Here is a 16,986-nt window from a genome sequence, read left to right as displayed (position 1 = left end):
CGGTGTCGATTATCTTGAGTATACACGATGAGGCGCCGAAAAGGAGTGACAGAAATGAACATTCAACTGCAACACGTCGACAAGTCGTTCGGCGACCAACTCGCCATCGACAATATCGACTTCACCATCCCATCTGGAGAAATTTGCTGCTTGCTCGGACCCTCTGGATCGGGGAAGACGACCCTCATCCGACTCATGATCGGTGCCCTCGCACCGGACAAAGGAAGTGTCCATATCGGTGAAACGAAAATGCCGAATATGGACATGCTTCGACAAATCGGATTTATGCCACAAAACGACGGATTGTACGAAGATTTGTCGGCCGAGGCGAACCTCGCTTTCTTCGGATCAATTTATAAGCTCGGAAAAAAAGAACTCCAGACACGCATCACAGAAGTGCTCGACCTTGTCGACCTGTCGAACGATCGACAGAAGCTCGTCCGCAATTTTTCAGGTGGGATGAAAAAGCGTTTGTCACTCGCCATCGCTATCCTGCATAAGCCGGACGTGTTGTTTCTCGATGAACCGACGGTCGGAATCGACCCGATTTTACGTCGTCAAATCTGGGATCAGTTCCAAGTGATTCGGAAGGAAGGCACGACGCTTATCGTTTCGACACATGTCATGGATGAAGTGCTCGAGTGTGACCGGGCTGCGCTCGTCTACAATGGACGATTGATCGCATATGACCATGTGCAAGGTTTGCTTGACCAGACCGAGAACGGTCGCGTCGAAGAACTGTTCTTGATTGCCGGGAAAGAGGAGGTGGGTGACCATGCGTAACTTAGCGAAGCGTGTCATCTTTCAGACGTTAAATGATAAACGAAGTGTCGCCTTGATTTTGATTGCCCCACTTCTCATTTTGACACTCGTCTACTTCTTACTCGGTGACTCCGATTACGTGCCGACGGTCGTCCTTGATGACAACGCACCCGAACAGCTCGTCAATGCGTTTGAAGAGGAGACGCTCGTGGTGGAACTGGCGACGTTCGAGGACCCGAAAATATATATTGAAGACAATGAAGAAGTGGATGCCGTCTTTGAAATGAATCAAGATGGAACGACCATCACGTTACGCGAGCCGTCGACGAAGTCGTCGAAGGCCGTCCGTGAGATTCAAGATGCGTTGACGACGCTCAACCCCGCAGCCGAGATGGACACGTCATTCGTCTTTGGGGAAGAGGACCAATCTACGTTCGATTCGTTCGGATTCGTCTTTCTATCACTCTTCTCATTCTTCTTCGTATTCATCCTATCTGCGATGGCACTCGTCAAAGAACGGAGTGGAGGTACACTCGAACGACTCTTGATGACCCCAATCAAACGAGGACAGGTCATTTTAGGATATACGCTCGGCTACGGCGTGTTTGCAGTCGTCCAGTCGATTTTCATCGTACTCTATTCGATTTATGTGCTTGGACTGTCTTCGCTTGGAAATATGGCGTGGGTCATGTTGACGATGCTACTCATGGCGGGTACGGCGGTACTCTTCGGGGCGACCATCTCGGTATTTGCCCGATCGGAACTGCAAGTCGTACAGATGATCCCGTTCACGATCATCCCGCAAGTATTTTTCTCGGGCCTCATCCCACTCGATTTGATTCCGTACGGTCTCGGGAACTTGAGTTACGTGATGCCAATCTTCTACGGGGCGACAGCGATCAAGGAAGTCATGATTTACGGGAGTGGTTTCTCAGGGATTTGGATGTATTTACTCGGGCTGATTTTATATGCAGGTGTCTTGTATCTCTTAAACATGCGAGCGCTCGGGAAGTATCGGGGGCATTGAGTTAAATAAACGTTAGCGAAAGCTGTGGTACTTATAGAGTGCCATGGCTTTTTGTTTATCCACAAAAAAAGCACTCGGACGATTGTCCGTAATGCTCATTAGCGCTTGAGTAACAACATCACGCCGGTCACGAATAGTGCGATTCCGCTAGCGAGTCTGACTTGTTTGCACGTCACGTTCTTTCACCCCTACATTTCTTCATCGTTTTGCTTTAGCGATACGTTTTGGTGTTTTCGACATTTCTTGATAAATCGAAAGAATCTCGGTCCCGTAATTTCCTTTCGGCTGCATGGCCCACTTTCGATGCAGTGACGGCCAAGTCGTCGCAGAGCCCCGTTTGACGAGATGGAAGCGAGGATCGACTTGTTTCGTGTTCAATGCATCGTTTGAAGCGTATGCTTTTAGATGCTGAATTTGAGCGGATACGCCTTGGTGTGGTGAACGGAAAAAGTGTCCTTTCACGCCGTTCCCAGTCGTCCCAATCCCTGAGTAGTTATGCTGCTTTGGAAGGACATCACCGCCATAACGGAAATAACCGGTCTCTTTTAGTGCCTGCGCGAACGCAACATCGCCACGGACGCCTTCTTTTGCGCCGATGATGACGAAGAGTTTCGCCAAGTCTTCGACAGACGTTTTCGAGAGCCGGACATTACGAGGATTCTTCTTTTTTACGTAATCCGCCATTTGTTGCGGAGTCAAAGCCGATATTCCCATAATAGCACGATTCTGCTTCTTCGGGGCCGCCTCAACGATTGATCCAGTCGAGAAGAAAGATGAAGTGATTAGAAGGAAAGCGACGATGAAACCAAACACTTTTTTCATAATATGTACCCTCCTAAACGAGATGTATCTATTGAGAAATAATACCATATTAGTATTAAATTTTAATTTTTGATTTATTTATAAAGGGAACGAGAAATTAAAAAAAGCCGCTCTGAATCCATCATTCAGAACGGCTTTTCCCAGTATTAATTTGCTTGTTTTAATTCTTCAACAGTCTCCACTTGGTCATCAAACTTACGAACGTCCACGCGCTTCACGAAAAATGCCAGTAGAAGTGCCAAGAGGTTCATACCGAGTGCAACGTAAAATGAATATTGAATCCCAGATAAGAGGGCTTGCTGAGTGATGGCACCCATCGAGCTCTCAGTGAGTGTCGCAGGATCGACTCCTGTCATCAATGATTCGGCTTCTGTGCGTGTCACCGAGTTCATGATAGTGACGAGTACTGCCGTACCGATCGCACCGGATACTTGTTGTGCTGTGTTGTTGATGGCCGTTCCGTGCGGATTGAGGCGAGTCGGCAATTGGTTCAATCCATTAGTCATGATTGGCATCATGACCATCGACATCCCAAACATACGCAACGTATATGTTAAGACGATGTATGTGTAGGTCGAGTCAAGTTGGACGTTTGCAAGCATGTACGTCGATACGGCGGTGATTGTCAATCCGGTAAGTGCCAAAAATTTTGGCCCGAATCGGTCAAACAGTTTACCTGTGATCGGCGACATGATTCCCATGATGATCGCACCAGGAAGAAGCATGAGCCCTGAATCGAGTGGTGAGATACCACGTACGCTTTGGACGTAAGCCGGCGTCAAAATCATACCGGAGAACATGGCGACCGCGTTGACCATCGCAATGACTGACGCGAGAGCAAACATCGGATGTTTGTAAGCACGCAAGTCGAGCAATGGTTTTTCCATATGGAGCTGACGGTAGATGAAGGCGATCAATGAGATGGCACCGACAATCATCGTCGTTAAGACGATTGGGTTATCCCAACCGTCCGAGCTTGCCGAACTGACACCGTACAAAATCCCACCAAATCCGAGTGTTGATAAGACGAGCGACAAGTAGTCGAGTGACTGGTCTTTGTTTTGGACCATGACGTTTTCCGCTTTCCAAAAAGCGAGCGCAAGACCGAGGATGGCGAGCGGTAAAATCATTTCGAATAAGACGCGCCAATCATAGTACTCGACGATATAGCCCGAGAGTGTCGGTCCAATCGCAGGTGCTGAGATCATGACGAGTCCGAAGATTCCCATCGCCATCCCACGTTTTTCACGTGGGAAGCTGACGAGCATGACGTTCATGAGGAGCGGTCCCATTGTCGAGGCTCCGACGGCTTGAATCATCCGACCGCTCAACAACCAGCCAAAGTTTGGCGAGAAGGCCGCGATAGCCGTACCGATGGCGAAGATGCTCATCGAGGTGATGAACAAGCTGCGGTTTGAAAAGCGAGTGATCAAATAGGCGGATGCCGGGACGAGCACACCCGTCACGAGCATAAAGCCTGTCGCGAGCCATTGAACGGTCGAGTAGTCTGCAATTTCGAGATCGACCATGATTGATGGGAGCGCGACGTTCAGTAATGAGTTGTTTAAAAATGCGATGAACGCACCCGCAAAGAGGACCGCCAACATGACGAAAGGCGGTTTCTTTTGGAATTCTGGTTTCATATGGATGGCTCCTTTATTTTCTAAATAGTTATGTCTTGGTAAATGTCGATGAAATGATTTTATACCCGTTGTATAAATAAAGCAACCATTTTGTACTATTAGTCTAAAATGGTTTTCGGTGCTATAGTAAAGGTACAAATCAGACAGATCGGAGTTATGAAAGCATGAAAGAGAAAAAGCGAAAAGTCGCAGATATTGCCATGTCTCTCTTCATCGAAAACGGAGTACAGCATACATCGGTACAAGAGATCATTGACCGTGCCAACATCTCCAAAGGGACGTTTTATAACTACTTCTCATCGAAGACGGATTGTGTCGCCAGTATCCTCGAGAACTTACGATATGATGCAGGGCAGCGCCGGATTGAGATGCAGATGGGGCGGGATAAACGAGATCGTGACGTCTTTATCGAGCAAATCTCGATATTGATTCAATTGAACGAAGAACGGAACTTGCATGCGTTATTTGAATCGATCATGTCGTCAAACGAGAATGAATTGAAGAAACTCGTACTCCAACATCGCATTTATGAAATTGAGTGGATTGCGATGCGTTTGACGGAAATTATCGGAGAGGCTGTCAGACCGTATTCGATGGAATTGACGGTTCTCTTCAACGGAATGTTGCAACATATCTTGTTCACGAACCGAATCACGAATGCCGCTTACTCTCCTCAAAAAGTCGTGAGCAGTTTATATACGTATGTCGAACTGATTGCTGCACGAATGATAGAGACAGGGGAGCACGTCTTGAACCCGGTCACGGTCGAGCAAATGCGTGGGACGACAGATAAACATCTCATTACAATCGAAGAATTGAACGAGATGGCTGCTCGCATCGAAGAGCATGTCGAGATGACGGAAGAACAACGAGATTTGTTTGATGCAATCTCACATGAACTGAAACAGGAACGCCTTCGGAAAATTATCTTAGAGCAGTTGTTGAAGCCGTTCCAGCGTCTATTTAAAGGCGTGACAGGCGAGACAGAAGTACAAAAGTTTACGAATCTCGTGTGGTTGTATACGCGGACACATTAAGGACAAAAATTTCTCGATACAGTAATATAGAAGAAACAAGGAATGGAAAAAAGAATTAAAAAGTTTCCTCGAAAAAGAATTGATTCCTACAAATCCATACGCTACAATCAAATTACCGAAAGCGCTTTCGGGAAGAGGAGAATGACATGGGTACGATTTATGATTTAGCCAAAAAAACAGGATTCTCAATCACGACAGTGTCCAAAGCGTTGAACAATTACAAAGACGTGAGTGACAAGACGAGAGCGAAGATTCTTCAAGCCGCTGCTGAGATGGACTACTTGCCGAACGCACATGCCCAGTCGTTATCGACGAAAAAATCATGGGCGATCGGGGTCATGTTCTCAGAGGCGAACGAAGTCGGGATGAAACACCCGTTCTTCAACGGAATCATCGAAAGTTTTCGTCACGCGACAGAGGAGCAAGGCTACGATTTGATTTTCGCCTCGCGGAATCTGCGCAATCGTGACATGAGTTATCTCGAACACTTCAAACACCGTGCGGTCGACGGCATCGTCGTCATCTGCTCGGACCGAATGGATGAGCAAGTTCAGGAGCTCATGCGAAGCGACATCCCAATCGTCGTCGTCGATATGGACAGCGCCAATTGTAGCGTCGTCTATTCCGATAACATCGAAGGGGCACGCCTCGCCGTGAATTACCTCCATGAACTCGGTCACCAAAAAATTGCCCACATCGCTGGGGATGAAACAATTGACGCCGGAGCGGCGCGAATCAAAGGATATGAACTTGCGATGCAAGAACTGAACCTCCCGATTCGACCAGGCTACCTCGTCAACGCTGGTTTCTTCTCAGTCGAGGAAGGGAAGCAAGCGATGGAACGATTGCTTGAACTAGACGATCGACCGACTGCAGTCTTTGTGGCCGGGGATCAAATGGCGATCGGTGTCATCGATGCGATTCACGAACATGGTCTTCACGTTCCGAATGACATCTCGGTCATCGGATACGACGATATTGAAATGATCCAATATATCACGCCGAAACTGACCACGATTCGCCAAGATACGGACGAGATCGGGGAAGCGGCAGCAGAACTCTTACTTGAACAGATGACCGTGAAAGAGCGACTTACAGAACGTCGCATCATTCCGGTACGCTTAGTCGAACGGGCGTCTTGTGCGCCAGTTAAACAGTAACCTATAGTGAATGATATTTCGAAGTCGCTCTCTTTTCTTCAGCGGATGGAGAGAGGAGCGCGATTTCGAAAGTCATTTTGAAAGAAATCGAAACCGCTTTCGATATTTTATTTTTGGCTAAAACCGAAAGCGCTTTCGATAATTTTAAAACTCTTCTTGCAAGCGCTTTCTAACATTACTTATAAAAAAGGATGGGAACAACACATGCGTAAATTAGTCAGCTTACTTACACTCGGAGCACTTTCAGTTGGCGTCTTGAGCGGCTGCTCAGACAGTGAAGGCGGAGCTTCAGAATCAAAAGATGACGTTTTAAAAGTTTGGTCATTTACGGACGAGTTAAAAGAACCAATTAAAACATATGAAGAGAAAAACGGTGTCAAAGTTGAATTGACAATCGTTCCAATCGCAGACTATCCAACGAAGTTGAAGCCAGCTCTTGAAAGCGGCGTCGGCGCACCAGACGTCTTCACAGGGGAAATCGCCTTTCTCAAACAATGGGTCGACGCTGGATATTGGGAAAACCTTTCAGACGAGCCGTACAGTGTCGATGAGATCGCAGACAACTATGTCCCTTACGTCTTTGACCTCGGGAAAGACAAAGACGGAAACGTTCGCGCTCTCTCATGGCAAACGACACCAGGTGGCGTTTACTACAAACGTAGCCTAGCAAAAGAAGTGCTCGGTACAGATGACCCGACTGAAATCGGTGACATGATGAGCTCGATGGACGGCGTCTTCGAAGTTGCTGAGAAAATGAAACAAAAAGGATACAAGATGTTCCCGGATGAAGGTTCAATTCGTTGGTTCTCACAAGGGGCAAACCCAGAAGCGTGGGTTAACGACAAGAACGAACTCGTCTTGACGGAAGATAAGATCAACTACATGGACTATGCGAAAGAACTTCGTGAGAAGCAATACACGGCTCTCGCACCGGAATGGTCACCATCTTGGTTCGAAGGAATGGATAAGCCGATCAAAGTGAAAGAGAACGGAAAAGAGACAGAAACACAAGTCTTCTCGTATGTCCTACCAACTTGGGGTCTCCACTCTGTATTAAAAGAGAACGCGAAGGATACTGCAGGTGACTGGGCTGTAACTAGCGGACCAAGCCCATACTTCTGGGGCGGCACGTGGCTTGGCGTTTACAAAGATTCTAAAAACAAAGAAGCAGCTTACGACTTCGTCAAACTCATGACGCAAGATGAAGAGTTCTTGACAGAGTGGGCACAAGAAACAGGCGACGTACTTGCCTTCAACCCGGTTACAGACAAAATCAAAGACGATTTCAGTGAAGAGTTCCTCGGCGGACAGAACAACTATGAGTTCTTCCTCGACGAAGCAGATGAGATTACTCCAGGAATCGTCACGAAATACGACCAACAGCTCGACACGCTATATGGCGCATCGGTCCTTCAATATGTAGAAGGTAAGAAGTCGAAAGAAGAAGCGATTGAGGAGTTCAAGAAACAAGCGAAAAACGCTTACCCAGACATCGTTGTAGACTGACGATGACCAACACGAGGGGGGGATCCCCCCTCGGTTCTTATGGAAGGAGAAATACACGTGAAAAAACTAGATCGTTACGGCTATCTGTTCATCGCCCCGTTCTGGGTCGTCTTCTTGACGTTCAGCATCTATCCGGTCCTCTTAACGCTTTACTATAGCTTTACGAACTATACGGGAAGCCCGGGTGAAGAGGTCGTCGGGTTTGCGAACTATGCACGGTTGTTGACGGATACGTACTTTATCGAGGCGTTTTTCAACACCATCAAGATTTGGGGAATCAACTTCGTCTTGCAGATCGGGGTAGCACTTCTATTAGCACTCATCTTCTCAGATCTCCGTTTGAAGTTAAAAGGACTCTCGTTCTTCCGTTCGTTCTTCTATCTTCCTAACTTGATCACGATCAGCTCGGTCGCGCTCTTGTTCGGTATTTTGCTCGACTGGCAGCACGGTTCACTCAACATGGTGTTGATGAAAATCGGCTTGATTTCAGATCCAATCAACTGGTTGGCAGAACCGGTGACGGCACAGTTATCCGTTTCACTCATCTTGACATGGATGTGGTTCGGTCACTCCTTCATCATCGTCATGGCTGGAGTATCGGGCATTTCGACAGATTACTTTGAAGCCGCTCACATCGACGGTGCGAACCGCTGGCAGATGTTCACGAAAGTGACGTTGCCACTCTTAAAGCCGATTCTTCTCTACATCATGATTACGTCACTCATCGGTGGACTTCAGTTGTTCGACCTTCCGATGTTGATTACCGATGGAATTGGTTCACCAGACGGTTCATTGAACACGATGGTACTTTATTTGTACAACCAAGCCTTCAAGTACAACAACTACGGCTACGCATCTGCGGTCGCTTACGGTCTATTCTTGATTACGCTCATCTTCTCGGCGATCGTCTTCAAAGGTATGTTCCGCAATGAACGCACAGCACAGAAGAAGGGGGCGTAAGCGATGGAACAAAATGCAGAAACACGGCGTATGCTTCCTGATAGCGAAGCGCAGCCGAAACGTAAAGAAGACCGTCCACTCAAAATGGCGCCACCTTCGAAGAAAAAAACAAACAAACGCTTTGCGCGAGGGTTGATCTATACAGCACTGATCCTCCTCGCCATCGTCTGCTTCATCCCGTTCCTCATGATGATCGTCAACGCGACACGGACGAACGGAGAAATCATGGCTGGTTTCTCACTTCTCCCGGGGACGGCGCTCGCAGAGAACTATGCGACGCTCAGCGAATACATTAACATCTGGAACGGCTTCAAGAACAGTTTGATCATCTCGGTATCGGTGACGGTGCTGTCTGGTTACTTCTCAGCCCTCACGGCGTACGGCTTCACGTTCTACAATTTCAAAGGGAAGAATGCGATGTTCATCTTCATGCTCGTCATGATGATGGTGCCGGCACAACTTGGACTCATCGGATTTTACGAGATCTCGAAGACGCTCGGCATTCTCGATACGTTCATCCCATTGATCGTCCCGGCGATTGCGACACCATTCACCGTCTTCTTCATCCGTCAGTACACGCAAGCGACGCTTCACATCAGCTTGATTGAAGCGGCACGGATTGACGGTGCGAGCGAGCTGCGTATTTTCCACACCATCGCACTTCCGATGATGATGCCGGCGATTGCGACGATGTCGATCTTTACGTTCATCGGCTCGTGGAACAACTACTTGATGCCACTTGTCCTCTTGTTCTCTCCTGAGAAATACACGTTGCCTGTCTTGATGGGCTTCTTGAAAGGATCACAAGTCGCAGAGAACCTTGGCTCGCTTTACCTAGGCATCGCGATCTCGGTCGTCCCGATCATGATTGCCTTCTTGTTCCTCTCGAAGTACATCGTCAGCAGTATTTCGGCAGGTGCTGTCAAAGAATAAATATAGAGAAAAGAGGAAAACACTATGCATTTTAAGAAAGACTTCGTATTCGGAACAGCCACGTCCTCGTACCAAATTGAAGGCGCACACAATGAAGGAGGCCGTACTCCTTCCATCTGGGATATGTTTTGTGACATCGACGGGCGCGTGTTTGAAAAGCATAACGGCGATGTCGCATGTGACCACTACCATCGTTACGAAGAAGACATTCAGCACATCAAAAAACTAGGTGTCGATACGTATCGATTCTCCATCGCGTGGCCACGCATCTTCCCTGCCAAGGGAGAGTATAACCCAGAAGGTATGGCGTTCTACAAAAACTTGGCGCTGCGTCTCCGTGAAGAAGGAATCAAACCAGCCGTCACCATTTATCATTGGGACCTTCCGATGTGGGCTCACGAAGAAGGTGGTTGGGTCAACCGTGAATCGGTCGACTGGTTCCTCGATTATGCGAAAGTCTGTTTTGAAGAGCTCGATGACATCGTCGACTCTTGGATCACTCATAATGAGCCTTGGTGTGCCGGCTTCCTTGGCTACCACGTCGGTGTTCACGCACCGGGTCATCGTGACATGAACGAAGCGGTACGCGCCGTGCACCACATGTTGTTGTCGCACGGAAAAGCGGTCGAATTGTTGAAGCGAGAGATGAAGTCCACGACCCCGATCGGTATCACGCTCAACTTGTCACCGATGTACGCGAAGACGGATTCGGCGAATGACCGCCTTGCGATGAACAATGCCGACGGGTATTCGAATCGCTGGTTCCTCGATCCGGTCTTCAAAGGTGAGTATCCGGTCGACATGATGAACTTGTTCTCCAAATATGTGCATAACTTCGATTTCATCCAATCGGGTGATATGGAGACCATCTCGACAGCTTGTGATTTCTTCGGCATCAACTTCTATAGCCGTGGCATTGTCGAGTTCAACGCAGCAAATGATTTTTTGAAGGCAGACGCTTACTCGGACTACGAGAAGACGGGCATGGGCTGGGATATCGCCCCGAACGAATTCAAAGACCTGATCCGTCGTTTACGCGCCGAGTATACTGACCTTCCCATCTACATTACAGAGAACGGCGCCGCATTTGACGACGTGCTAGAAAATGGCGAAGTCCATGACGATAACCGGATCGACTACGTCCGCCAGCACCTCGAAGCCGTCTCTGACTTGAACGATGAAGGCATGAACATTCAAGGCTACTACCTCTGGTCGCTCATGGATAATTTCGAATGGAGCTTCGGATACGAGAAGCGCTTCGGCATCCTCTATATCGACTTTGAGACGCAAGAGCGCATCTGGAAAGACAGCGCGAAGTGGTATGCCGGTGTCATCGCCGACCATAAGGCCAAACACGCGGATAGCGTCGAGGCGTAACATGCATCCATCCCTGCCGCTACGGGGATGGATTTTTTTGTGTGCAATTTATCTGTTGCGGGAACTGTAAGAGGGGGAGGGATATTCATGAAACGTGAATTTTCGATGTATGAAGTTACAGGCTATGACGACCAAGGAAAGATCAAGTTCGTTCATTTGAGAGAAGGAGAATTCGTGTTGCCGGTTGAGATTAAAGGAGATGACTTACGAAAAATCAAGAAGATAATGGAGCTTAACCCGGGTGTGACCGTGATTGTCCATGCGGCGATTGACCAGAGACGCATGCGTTTGCTCGAAGTAGATGGGTACTCGCTTCGAAAAGAAGACACATAAAACGCCAGCACCGAAAAACGGGCTGGCGTTTGTTTATGTAATTTGTATCATGTTCCCCTAGTTAGACTTTGGAATACATAGCACACGGCTCACGATTCTCTCGTAATCATGCACAAAAGTCACCGACCATGAAACGGTTCGGTGACTTTAGTAGATTGACTGATTTTTTTAACACGTTTCAATACGTCCTGTTTCGGTAAATTCGGGTAATCATGCTGGATGCGGTCGACGCAGGACACAATCGTTTCCGTGCGTAACAAGTGGATGATCTGCTGATCGATCGAATCGAGTTCGAGAGGTGCGTCTTCTTTCGAATGCTCCCGATTTAGCCACAACGATGCACCGAATAAGTGTACGAATACAATCGCCATGACGGTGAGCGTCGATAAATTGATAGACGGAAAGAAGGTAAGTACGACGTATAAACTAAACCAACTCACGATTCCGTGAAGGATGGTATCGAGGAGACGAGGTACATTCATATTAAGAAACGAGCGTAACGCTCCTGTTAACCCATCAACAAACAAACTTAGCATCGTCGACAACAGATAGAAACAACCGAGCATCGAGAGCGTCGATATGATTCGGAACGGTGTGTCTTCAAGCAGATAGATGAGAATCAAATCGACGGCAAATAGTGGGATGAGGGCGAGCGCTAGAATCAATGCGCCCCAACCGAGTCCAGTCACAGCCTTCATGAGACGTGTGTACGATATCGTCCGATTGCGATGATTGCACAGAAGAGACAGACCGTATGGATCACGACCCCGATGAGCATGGCGTATGGGATGATGGATTGGAAACCAAGACCGAATGCGAGGGCGGCACTTGATAGGACCAGAAAGCTCGGCGTATAATTTCGGACGGTTGTTTTCTGCTTCTTCTCATGTATCACAAAGTATCCCGCGATGAGTAAAAAGACAGGAAACAGCATGATTGGGTAGACCGATTGAAGCAATAGTCCGATTAATCCGGATAGACCAGCGATAACGGCGAAGATAGAAGGGTAGTATGATTTCAAATTTCCAACTCCTTAACTCTTTTCCCTAAATATAACAGCCCTCCTCATTGCTGAGAAGGGCTGTCGTTTTTGTTTCAGGCTGATGCTTTGTGTGCTTCTTCTTGTGCTTTCAATTCTTCACCGTAAGAGACGCGGTCTTGAATGCGAACGAACGGGAGGTAAACGGCAACGGCCATAGCGATTGTTGCAATCTGTAAGAGCGCGGCACGCCATCCGCCGATCAAGAATCCAGAGATGACTGGAGGTGTCGTCCAAGGTACTTGAAGCGCGTTGAACGGCTCGACCCAACCCCAAAGGATGGCAAAGTAGACCATGAATGAAGCGATGGCTGGCACGACGACGAATGGGACGAACATGATCGGGTTGAATACGATTGGCATCCCGAAGATGACCGGCTCATTGATGTTGAAGATACTTGGTGCAAGTGACAACTTCCCGAGCTGCTTCAAGTGTGCCGAGCGTGCAACGATTAAGACGGCAATGATGAAGCCGATTGTGATTCCTGAACCACCGAGTTTCGTGAACACATCGAGGAACTGGATTGTAACGATTTTTGCGTTCTCGCCAGCGACGAGCGTACCGCCTGCATCGATAATAGCTTGGTTTTGAAGTGCGTTCGCTGTGAGAAGTGGTCCCATGATTCCCATGAGGATTGCGGCGCCGTGAATCCCACACCACCACATGACCGACATGAGCACCATGATGATGACGGCTCCAGCGAGTGTGTCTGTCAAGTTTTGAAGTGGTGCTTGAAGCACATCATAGATGACTTCTGTGAACGTACGCTCTGCAACCGCTTGGAAAATCGCGAACGTCGCAACGGCGAGCGAGATGATCGCCAAACCAGGAACAAGGGCAGAGAATGAGTTCGATACGCCTGGTGGGACACCGTCTGGCATTTTAATGCTGATTCCGCGTTTGATGAACTGCGAGTAAATAAATCCGACTGCTAGTCCGACGATGATAGCAGCGAGGACACCTTGTCCACCTGTCCATACTTTTGGAATGACGCCACCGACGAATTCACCAGACTCAGACAAGACAGAAGCTTGCGTGATGATGAGGAATGAGATAATCCCGAGAATACCGGCAGGCACTCCTTCAATCTTTTCGTTCTTGACGTATGAGTAAGCGATTCCAAAAACACCAATCAAAGCAAGAATGTCAAACGTCGCGCCGACGACTTGCGTGAGCGGGAGTGACCAGTCTGCTCCGAATAGACCTGACATGAAGTCGGCCCAACCGGGAATCGGTAACGCCAGGATGAGAAGGAACAGCGATCCGATGATGGTCATCGGCATCGTGAGGATGAACCCGTCCTTAATCGCAAGGACGGGCTTGGCATTCGCGAAGCGAACAAAAGCAGGGGTGAACTTTTCAAATACTCTTTCTAAGCGGCTCATAGGGGAACCTCCTTATAGGTCTTCAGCGCGCGTGGCGATGATCTCTTTATACCAGTGGAACGACTGTTTCTTCTTCCGTGCGAGACCGTTGTTGTGGTCGACGTAGATGAAGCCGTATTGTTTCTTATAACCGTTCAACCAACTGAGCAGGTCGATTGCAGACCAAGCATAGTAACCGGCAACGTTAATGCCTTGTTGAACAGCGTGTTTGACTGCACGAAGGTGTCCTTCGATAAATTCGATTCGTGGCGTGTCCATGATCTCACCATCGACGATCGGGTCGACATCACCGAGACCGTTCTCTGTGATGTAGATCTTGACGTCGCCGTAACGATCTTTCAACATGTGCATTCCAGCGAGGAACGCTTCCGGTGAGATTTCCCAATCCCATTTCGTGTACACTTTGTCGTCCATCTTGACCGTCTTGTAGACGCCATCGAATGACGGATTACCCGGGCGACCTGTCGAGTTCTCACGTCCACCAGCCATGACGAGCGCCGAGTCATTTTTCATGACGCGCTGCGGGCTGTAGTAGTTGAGACCGATAAAGTCGTTCATCGGAGCGGTCCGTTTCAAGACGTCGAGTTCTTCCTCCGTCATGTCAGGGAGAAGACCTTGTTCGCTTAAACCGTTCACGACGTACTCTGGGTATTCACCTTTTAAGATTGGGTCATAGAACCAATGTGTCGCGTAAGCATTCGCATGCATTTCGGCAAATTTGTTCTCTTCTGCGTCATCGATACTGAACGCCGGGTTGAACACGTGTGTGATCCCGATTTCGCCAGTGTGACCGCTTTGTTTGAAGAGCTCGACGGCACGGGCGTGGGCGACGAAGACGTTATGCGTCGTTTGGAAATATCCTTTGACATCGCCTTCGATACCTGGTGGGTGTGCGCCTGTTAAGTATCCAAGTGAGCAGAAGATGACCGCTTCGTTGAACGTGATCCAGTGATTGACACGGTCACCGAACGATTGGAAGCAAGTATCCGCGAACCGGACGAATGCGTCAACTGTCTCTTTGTTCTTCCAGCCGCCTTTTTCTTCAAGTGCTTGTGGAAGGTCCCAATGGTAGAGCGTGACGAATGGGACGATGTCATGTTTCAAACACTCGTCAATCAAGTTGTTGTAGAACTCGAGTCCTTTTTCGTTCACTTCACCCGTACCGTTCGGGAAGACACGTGGCCATGAGATCGAGAAGCGATACGATTCGAGTCCCATCTCCGCCATGAGTGCGATGTCTTCTTTATAACGATGGTAATGGTCGACTGCGACGTCGCCGTTTGTGTTTTCAAATGTCTTACCAGGAATTTTCGAGAAGACGTCCCAGTTCGAGAGGCCTTTCCCGTCCTCGTTCCATGCGCCTTCGACCTGATAAGAGGCCGAAGCAGCGCCGAACAAGAAATCTATAGGCATTTTCAAAGTCATCACCTCGGTTTATTTATTTACAAGTTTTAATGAGTGGTCTAATACTTTTGCGCCGTTCATCATGCCGTAGTCGACTGTGTTGATGACGTCGATTGGAACACCTTTTGGTTCGCAGATTTGCTTCCCTTTTGAAAGAAGATACTTCACTTGTGGTCCAAGAAGCGCGACGTCGATGTTGTCGACGTAAGTTTCCATCTCTGATTCTGGGTAAGCAGCGATTTCAGCTTCGATGCCACGTTCAGAGGCAACCGCTTTCATTTTTTCTACTAACATACTTGTTGACATACCTGCCGCACAGAAGAGTCCGATTTTAATCATTTTTGATCCATTCCTTTCAATTCGTTGATTTCGTTTTGCATATTCATCATATATCCAAGCATTTCTTTGACGAGAATCGTGTTCATCAAGTGATCTTGCGCGTGCACCATGAGGACACCGACCGATGCCGATTTACCTTGTGCTTCGAGCGTGACGAATTTCGTTTGAATCGCATGTGCTTCTTTTAATGTCGCGTCACCAGCAACGACTGCTGCCTCTGCTTCTTCTTTTTTTCCTTCTTGCATGAGGAGCATCGCTTGATGATAGCTCGCTTTGGCGTCACCCGAGAGGGCGATGAGACCGAAAATATCTTCCGGTGAGATGTCAATTGTTTCCGAAACCATAATATCTCTCCTTTTGTATGGATAACTTAAATTCATAGGTACAAATATTTTCTACAAGATGATAGTAGCACGAAAGCGTTTTCGTGTAAACCCTTTCTTTTCAGAAAAATGCATAAAAAAACACGCGCGAGAAAAAGCATCTCTCGGGCGCGTTTAGGACTTGATGTTCGAGACTTTTAGCATTTTGACATGTTTAAAATGGTGGATGGAACGAGAAACGTCGAAGATTTGTCCGTTCGTCAAATAGACGGTATTATCGACGATCAAGGCCGGGTCGTTCTCGTTCAGGTCAAGCAGGTCGGCAGATTCTGAATCTAAAAAATCTGCATAAATGACACGGTCGGCAAATCCGATGGCGAGTTTTTGATCGCTTCGTAAATACGTATAAATCGACTTTTGGACGATATTCTCATCCAAGTAGATGACGAGCTCTTTTCGGAAGTATGAATCCTCTACCGAGAACGGGTGGTCATCAACGAGACGTAGGCGCTTCACGAAGTAGACAGGTGTGCCGATTGGGCACTTCATACGTTCGGCGACTTCATCGTTCGCCACTGTCTGTTCGAAGTGTAAGACGCGTGTCTCGACTTTTCGACCGCTGAAGTCACTTGTGAGACCTTGGAGCTTTTCTAAATTGATGTAATCGCTATTGTAATGGTCACGGACGAAGACGCCGCTCCCTTGAACTTGATAGACGTATCCTTTGTTGACGAGGATCTCGATTGCTTTTCGGACCGTGTTGCGGCTGACGCCATATTTATTGGCATACTCATCCTCGGTCAATAATTTATTCGTATGTTGGTAGACGTGATTGACGATGTCCGCTTCAATCTGACTTGCAACTTGCTTGTACTTCGGAGACATACAGTTCTACACCTTTCAAAAAAATTTGTGGGAATGAATTTGGTAACAGTA

General features: G+C 48.0%; 18 protein-coding genes. 9 read left to right on the top strand and 9 right to left on the bottom strand.

The features are described 5' to 3' along the window. The first annotated feature begins 54 nt into the window (after positions 1 to 54). Together KNO96_RS12270 and KNO96_RS12265 are read left to right on the top strand one after the other, a co-directional pair. Positions 55 to 783: an ABC transporter ATP-binding protein gene (locus KNO96_RS12270; protein ID WP_214704059.1), complete on the top strand. Its 729-nt coding sequence runs from the start codon at positions 55 to 57 to the stop codon at positions 781 to 783. Further along, entirely contained in the window at positions 776 to 1,789 is a 1,014-nt protein-coding gene (locus tag KNO96_RS12265) for an ABC transporter permease (protein ID WP_214701293.1), read from the top strand. Before KNO96_RS12270 ends, KNO96_RS12265 begins: the two co-directional genes overlap by 8 nt. 198 nt (positions 1,790 to 1,987) lie before the next feature. Here KNO96_RS12265 and KNO96_RS12260 read toward each other — a convergent pair whose 3' ends face one another. Beyond that, positions 1,988 to 2,611, bottom strand: a complete 624-nt coding sequence (locus KNO96_RS12260) for a glucosaminidase domain-containing protein (protein WP_214704057.1) — start codon at positions 2,609 to 2,611, stop codon at positions 1,988 to 1,990. A gap of 146 nt (positions 2,612 to 2,757) precedes the next feature. Beyond that, complete coding sequence (locus KNO96_RS12255) at positions 2,758 to 4,254, bottom strand: DHA2 family efflux MFS transporter permease subunit (protein WP_214704055.1); 1,497 nt, start codon at positions 4,252 to 4,254, stop codon at positions 2,758 to 2,760. A 164-nt stretch (positions 4,255 to 4,418) separates the two neighbouring features. On the opposite strand from KNO96_RS12255, the gene KNO96_RS12250 reads away from it, so the two are divergent. The 7 genes from KNO96_RS12250 to KNO96_RS12220 all read left to right on the top strand — a co-directional run bounded on the left by KNO96_RS12250 (position 4,419) and on the right by KNO96_RS12220 (position 11,560). After that, on the top strand, positions 4,419 to 5,291 hold the full coding sequence (locus KNO96_RS12250; RefSeq protein WP_214704053.1) for a TetR/AcrR family transcriptional regulator: 873 nt from the start codon (positions 4,419 to 4,421) through the stop codon (positions 5,289 to 5,291). A 146-nt stretch (positions 5,292 to 5,437) separates the two neighbouring features. Next, positions 5,438 to 6,451 carry a LacI family DNA-binding transcriptional regulator gene (locus tag KNO96_RS12245; RefSeq protein ID WP_026824386.1) on the top strand — a complete coding sequence of 338 codons (1,014 nt, stop codon included), beginning with the start codon at positions 5,438 to 5,440 and terminating at the stop codon, positions 6,449 to 6,451. Positions 6,452 to 6,655: 204 nt separating this feature from the next. Then, positions 6,656 to 7,957 carry an ABC transporter substrate-binding protein gene (locus KNO96_RS12240; RefSeq protein ID WP_026824385.1) on the top strand — a complete coding sequence of 434 codons (1,302 nt, stop codon included), beginning with the start codon at positions 6,656 to 6,658 and terminating at the stop codon, positions 7,955 to 7,957. Between the two features lie 57 nt (positions 7,958 to 8,014). Further along, positions 8,015 to 8,917, top strand: a complete 903-nt coding sequence (locus KNO96_RS12235; protein WP_026824384.1) for a carbohydrate ABC transporter permease — start codon at positions 8,015 to 8,017, stop codon at positions 8,915 to 8,917. Positions 8,918 to 8,920: 3 nt separating this feature from the next. Then, positions 8,921 to 9,850: a carbohydrate ABC transporter permease gene (locus KNO96_RS12230; protein WP_214704052.1), complete on the top strand. Its 930-nt coding sequence runs from the start codon at positions 8,921 to 8,923 to the stop codon at positions 9,848 to 9,850. Between the two features lie 24 nt (positions 9,851 to 9,874). After that, positions 9,875 to 11,227, top strand: coding sequence for a GH1 family beta-glucosidase (locus KNO96_RS12225; protein ID WP_026824382.1), 1,353 nt, complete (start codon positions 9,875 to 9,877; stop codon positions 11,225 to 11,227). Between the two features lie 87 nt (positions 11,228 to 11,314). Next, positions 11,315 to 11,560: a hypothetical protein gene (locus KNO96_RS12220; RefSeq protein WP_214704051.1), complete on the top strand. Its 246-nt coding sequence runs from the start codon at positions 11,315 to 11,317 to the stop codon at positions 11,558 to 11,560. A gap of 119 nt (positions 11,561 to 11,679) precedes the next feature. On the opposite strand, the gene KNO96_RS12215 is transcribed toward KNO96_RS12220, so the two are convergent. From KNO96_RS12215 to KNO96_RS12185, 7 genes are all read right to left on the bottom strand, one after another. Beyond that, positions 11,680 to 12,258, bottom strand: coding sequence for a hypothetical protein (locus tag KNO96_RS12215; RefSeq protein ID WP_214704049.1), 579 nt, complete (start codon positions 12,256 to 12,258; stop codon positions 11,680 to 11,682). Further along, positions 12,255 to 12,581, bottom strand: a complete 327-nt coding sequence (locus KNO96_RS12210) for a hypothetical protein (RefSeq protein ID WP_214704048.1) — start codon at positions 12,579 to 12,581, stop codon at positions 12,255 to 12,257. Before KNO96_RS12210 ends, KNO96_RS12215 begins: the two co-directional genes overlap by 4 nt. Before the next feature lie 74 nt (positions 12,582 to 12,655). Then, positions 12,656 to 13,984, bottom strand: coding sequence for a PTS sugar transporter subunit IIC (locus KNO96_RS12205; RefSeq protein WP_214704047.1), 1,329 nt, complete (start codon positions 13,982 to 13,984; stop codon positions 12,656 to 12,658). A 12-nt stretch (positions 13,985 to 13,996) separates the two neighbouring features. Further along, positions 13,997 to 15,403 (bottom strand): GH1 family beta-glucosidase, encoded by a 1,407-nt coding sequence (locus tag KNO96_RS12200; protein ID WP_214704046.1) that lies wholly within the window; start codon positions 15,401 to 15,403, stop codon positions 13,997 to 13,999. Between the two features lie 15 nt (positions 15,404 to 15,418). After that, the gene (locus KNO96_RS12195) at positions 15,419 to 15,727 is read right to left on the bottom strand and encodes a PTS sugar transporter subunit IIB (protein ID WP_015880671.1); all 309 of its coding nucleotides are present in this window, start codon (positions 15,725 to 15,727) and stop codon (positions 15,419 to 15,421) included. Then, positions 15,724 to 16,071 (bottom strand): PTS lactose/cellobiose transporter subunit IIA, encoded by a 348-nt coding sequence (locus tag KNO96_RS12190; RefSeq protein ID WP_214704045.1) that lies wholly within the window; start codon positions 16,069 to 16,071, stop codon positions 15,724 to 15,726. Before KNO96_RS12190 ends, KNO96_RS12195 begins: the two co-directional genes overlap by 4 nt. A gap of 153 nt (positions 16,072 to 16,224) precedes the next feature. Then, entirely contained in the window at positions 16,225 to 16,935 is a 711-nt protein-coding gene (locus tag KNO96_RS12185) for a GntR family transcriptional regulator (RefSeq protein WP_015880673.1), read from the bottom strand. Positions 16,936 to 16,986 lie beyond the last annotated feature (51 nt).

This window comes from Exiguobacterium sp. s89, assembly GCF_018617735.1.
Lineage (GTDB): Bacteria > Bacillota > Bacilli > Exiguobacteriales > Exiguobacteriaceae > Exiguobacterium > Exiguobacterium marinum.
The sequence above is the reverse complement of the archived record's forward strand: the minus strand, read 5'-3'. Positions and strand labels throughout refer to the sequence as shown.

Coding starts and splice junctions, on each gene's coding strand:
- KNO96_RS12270 (WP_214704059.1), top strand. CDS start 55: ATGAACATTCAACTGCAACACGTCGACAAGTCGTTCGGCGACCAACTC.
- KNO96_RS12265 (WP_214701293.1), top strand. CDS start 776: ATGCGTAACTTAGCGAAGCGTGTCATCTTTCAGACGTTAAATGATAAA.
- KNO96_RS12260 (WP_214704057.1), bottom strand. CDS start 2,611: ATGAAAAAAGTGTTTGGTTTCATCGTCGCTTTCCTTCTAATCACTTCA.
- KNO96_RS12255 (WP_214704055.1), bottom strand. CDS start 4,254: ATGAAACCAGAATTCCAAAAGAAACCGCCTTTCGTCATGTTGGCGGTC.
- KNO96_RS12250 (WP_214704053.1), top strand. CDS start 4,419: ATGAAAGAGAAAAAGCGAAAAGTCGCAGATATTGCCATGTCTCTCTTC.
- KNO96_RS12245 (WP_026824386.1), top strand. CDS start 5,438: ATGGGTACGATTTATGATTTAGCCAAAAAAACAGGATTCTCAATCACG.
- KNO96_RS12240 (WP_026824385.1), top strand. CDS start 6,656: ATGCGTAAATTAGTCAGCTTACTTACACTCGGAGCACTTTCAGTTGGC.
- KNO96_RS12230 (WP_214704052.1), top strand. CDS start 8,921: ATGGAACAAAATGCAGAAACACGGCGTATGCTTCCTGATAGCGAAGCG.
- KNO96_RS12225 (WP_026824382.1), top strand. CDS start 9,875: ATGCATTTTAAGAAAGACTTCGTATTCGGAACAGCCACGTCCTCGTAC.
- KNO96_RS12220 (WP_214704051.1), top strand. CDS start 11,315: ATGAAACGTGAATTTTCGATGTATGAAGTTACAGGCTATGACGACCAA.
- KNO96_RS12215 (WP_214704049.1), bottom strand. CDS start 12,258: ATGAAGGCTGTGACTGGACTCGGTTGGGGCGCATTGATTCTAGCGCTC.
- KNO96_RS12205 (WP_214704047.1), bottom strand. CDS start 13,984: ATGAGCCGCTTAGAAAGAGTATTTGAAAAGTTCACCCCTGCTTTTGTT.
- KNO96_RS12195 (WP_015880671.1), bottom strand. CDS start 15,727: ATGATTAAAATCGGACTCTTCTGTGCGGCAGGTATGTCAACAAGTATG.
- KNO96_RS12190 (WP_214704045.1), bottom strand. CDS start 16,071: ATGGTTTCGGAAACAATTGACATCTCACCGGAAGATATTTTCGGTCTC.
- KNO96_RS12185 (WP_015880673.1), bottom strand. CDS start 16,935: ATGTCTCCGAAGTACAAGCAAGTTGCAAGTCAGATTGAAGCGGACATC.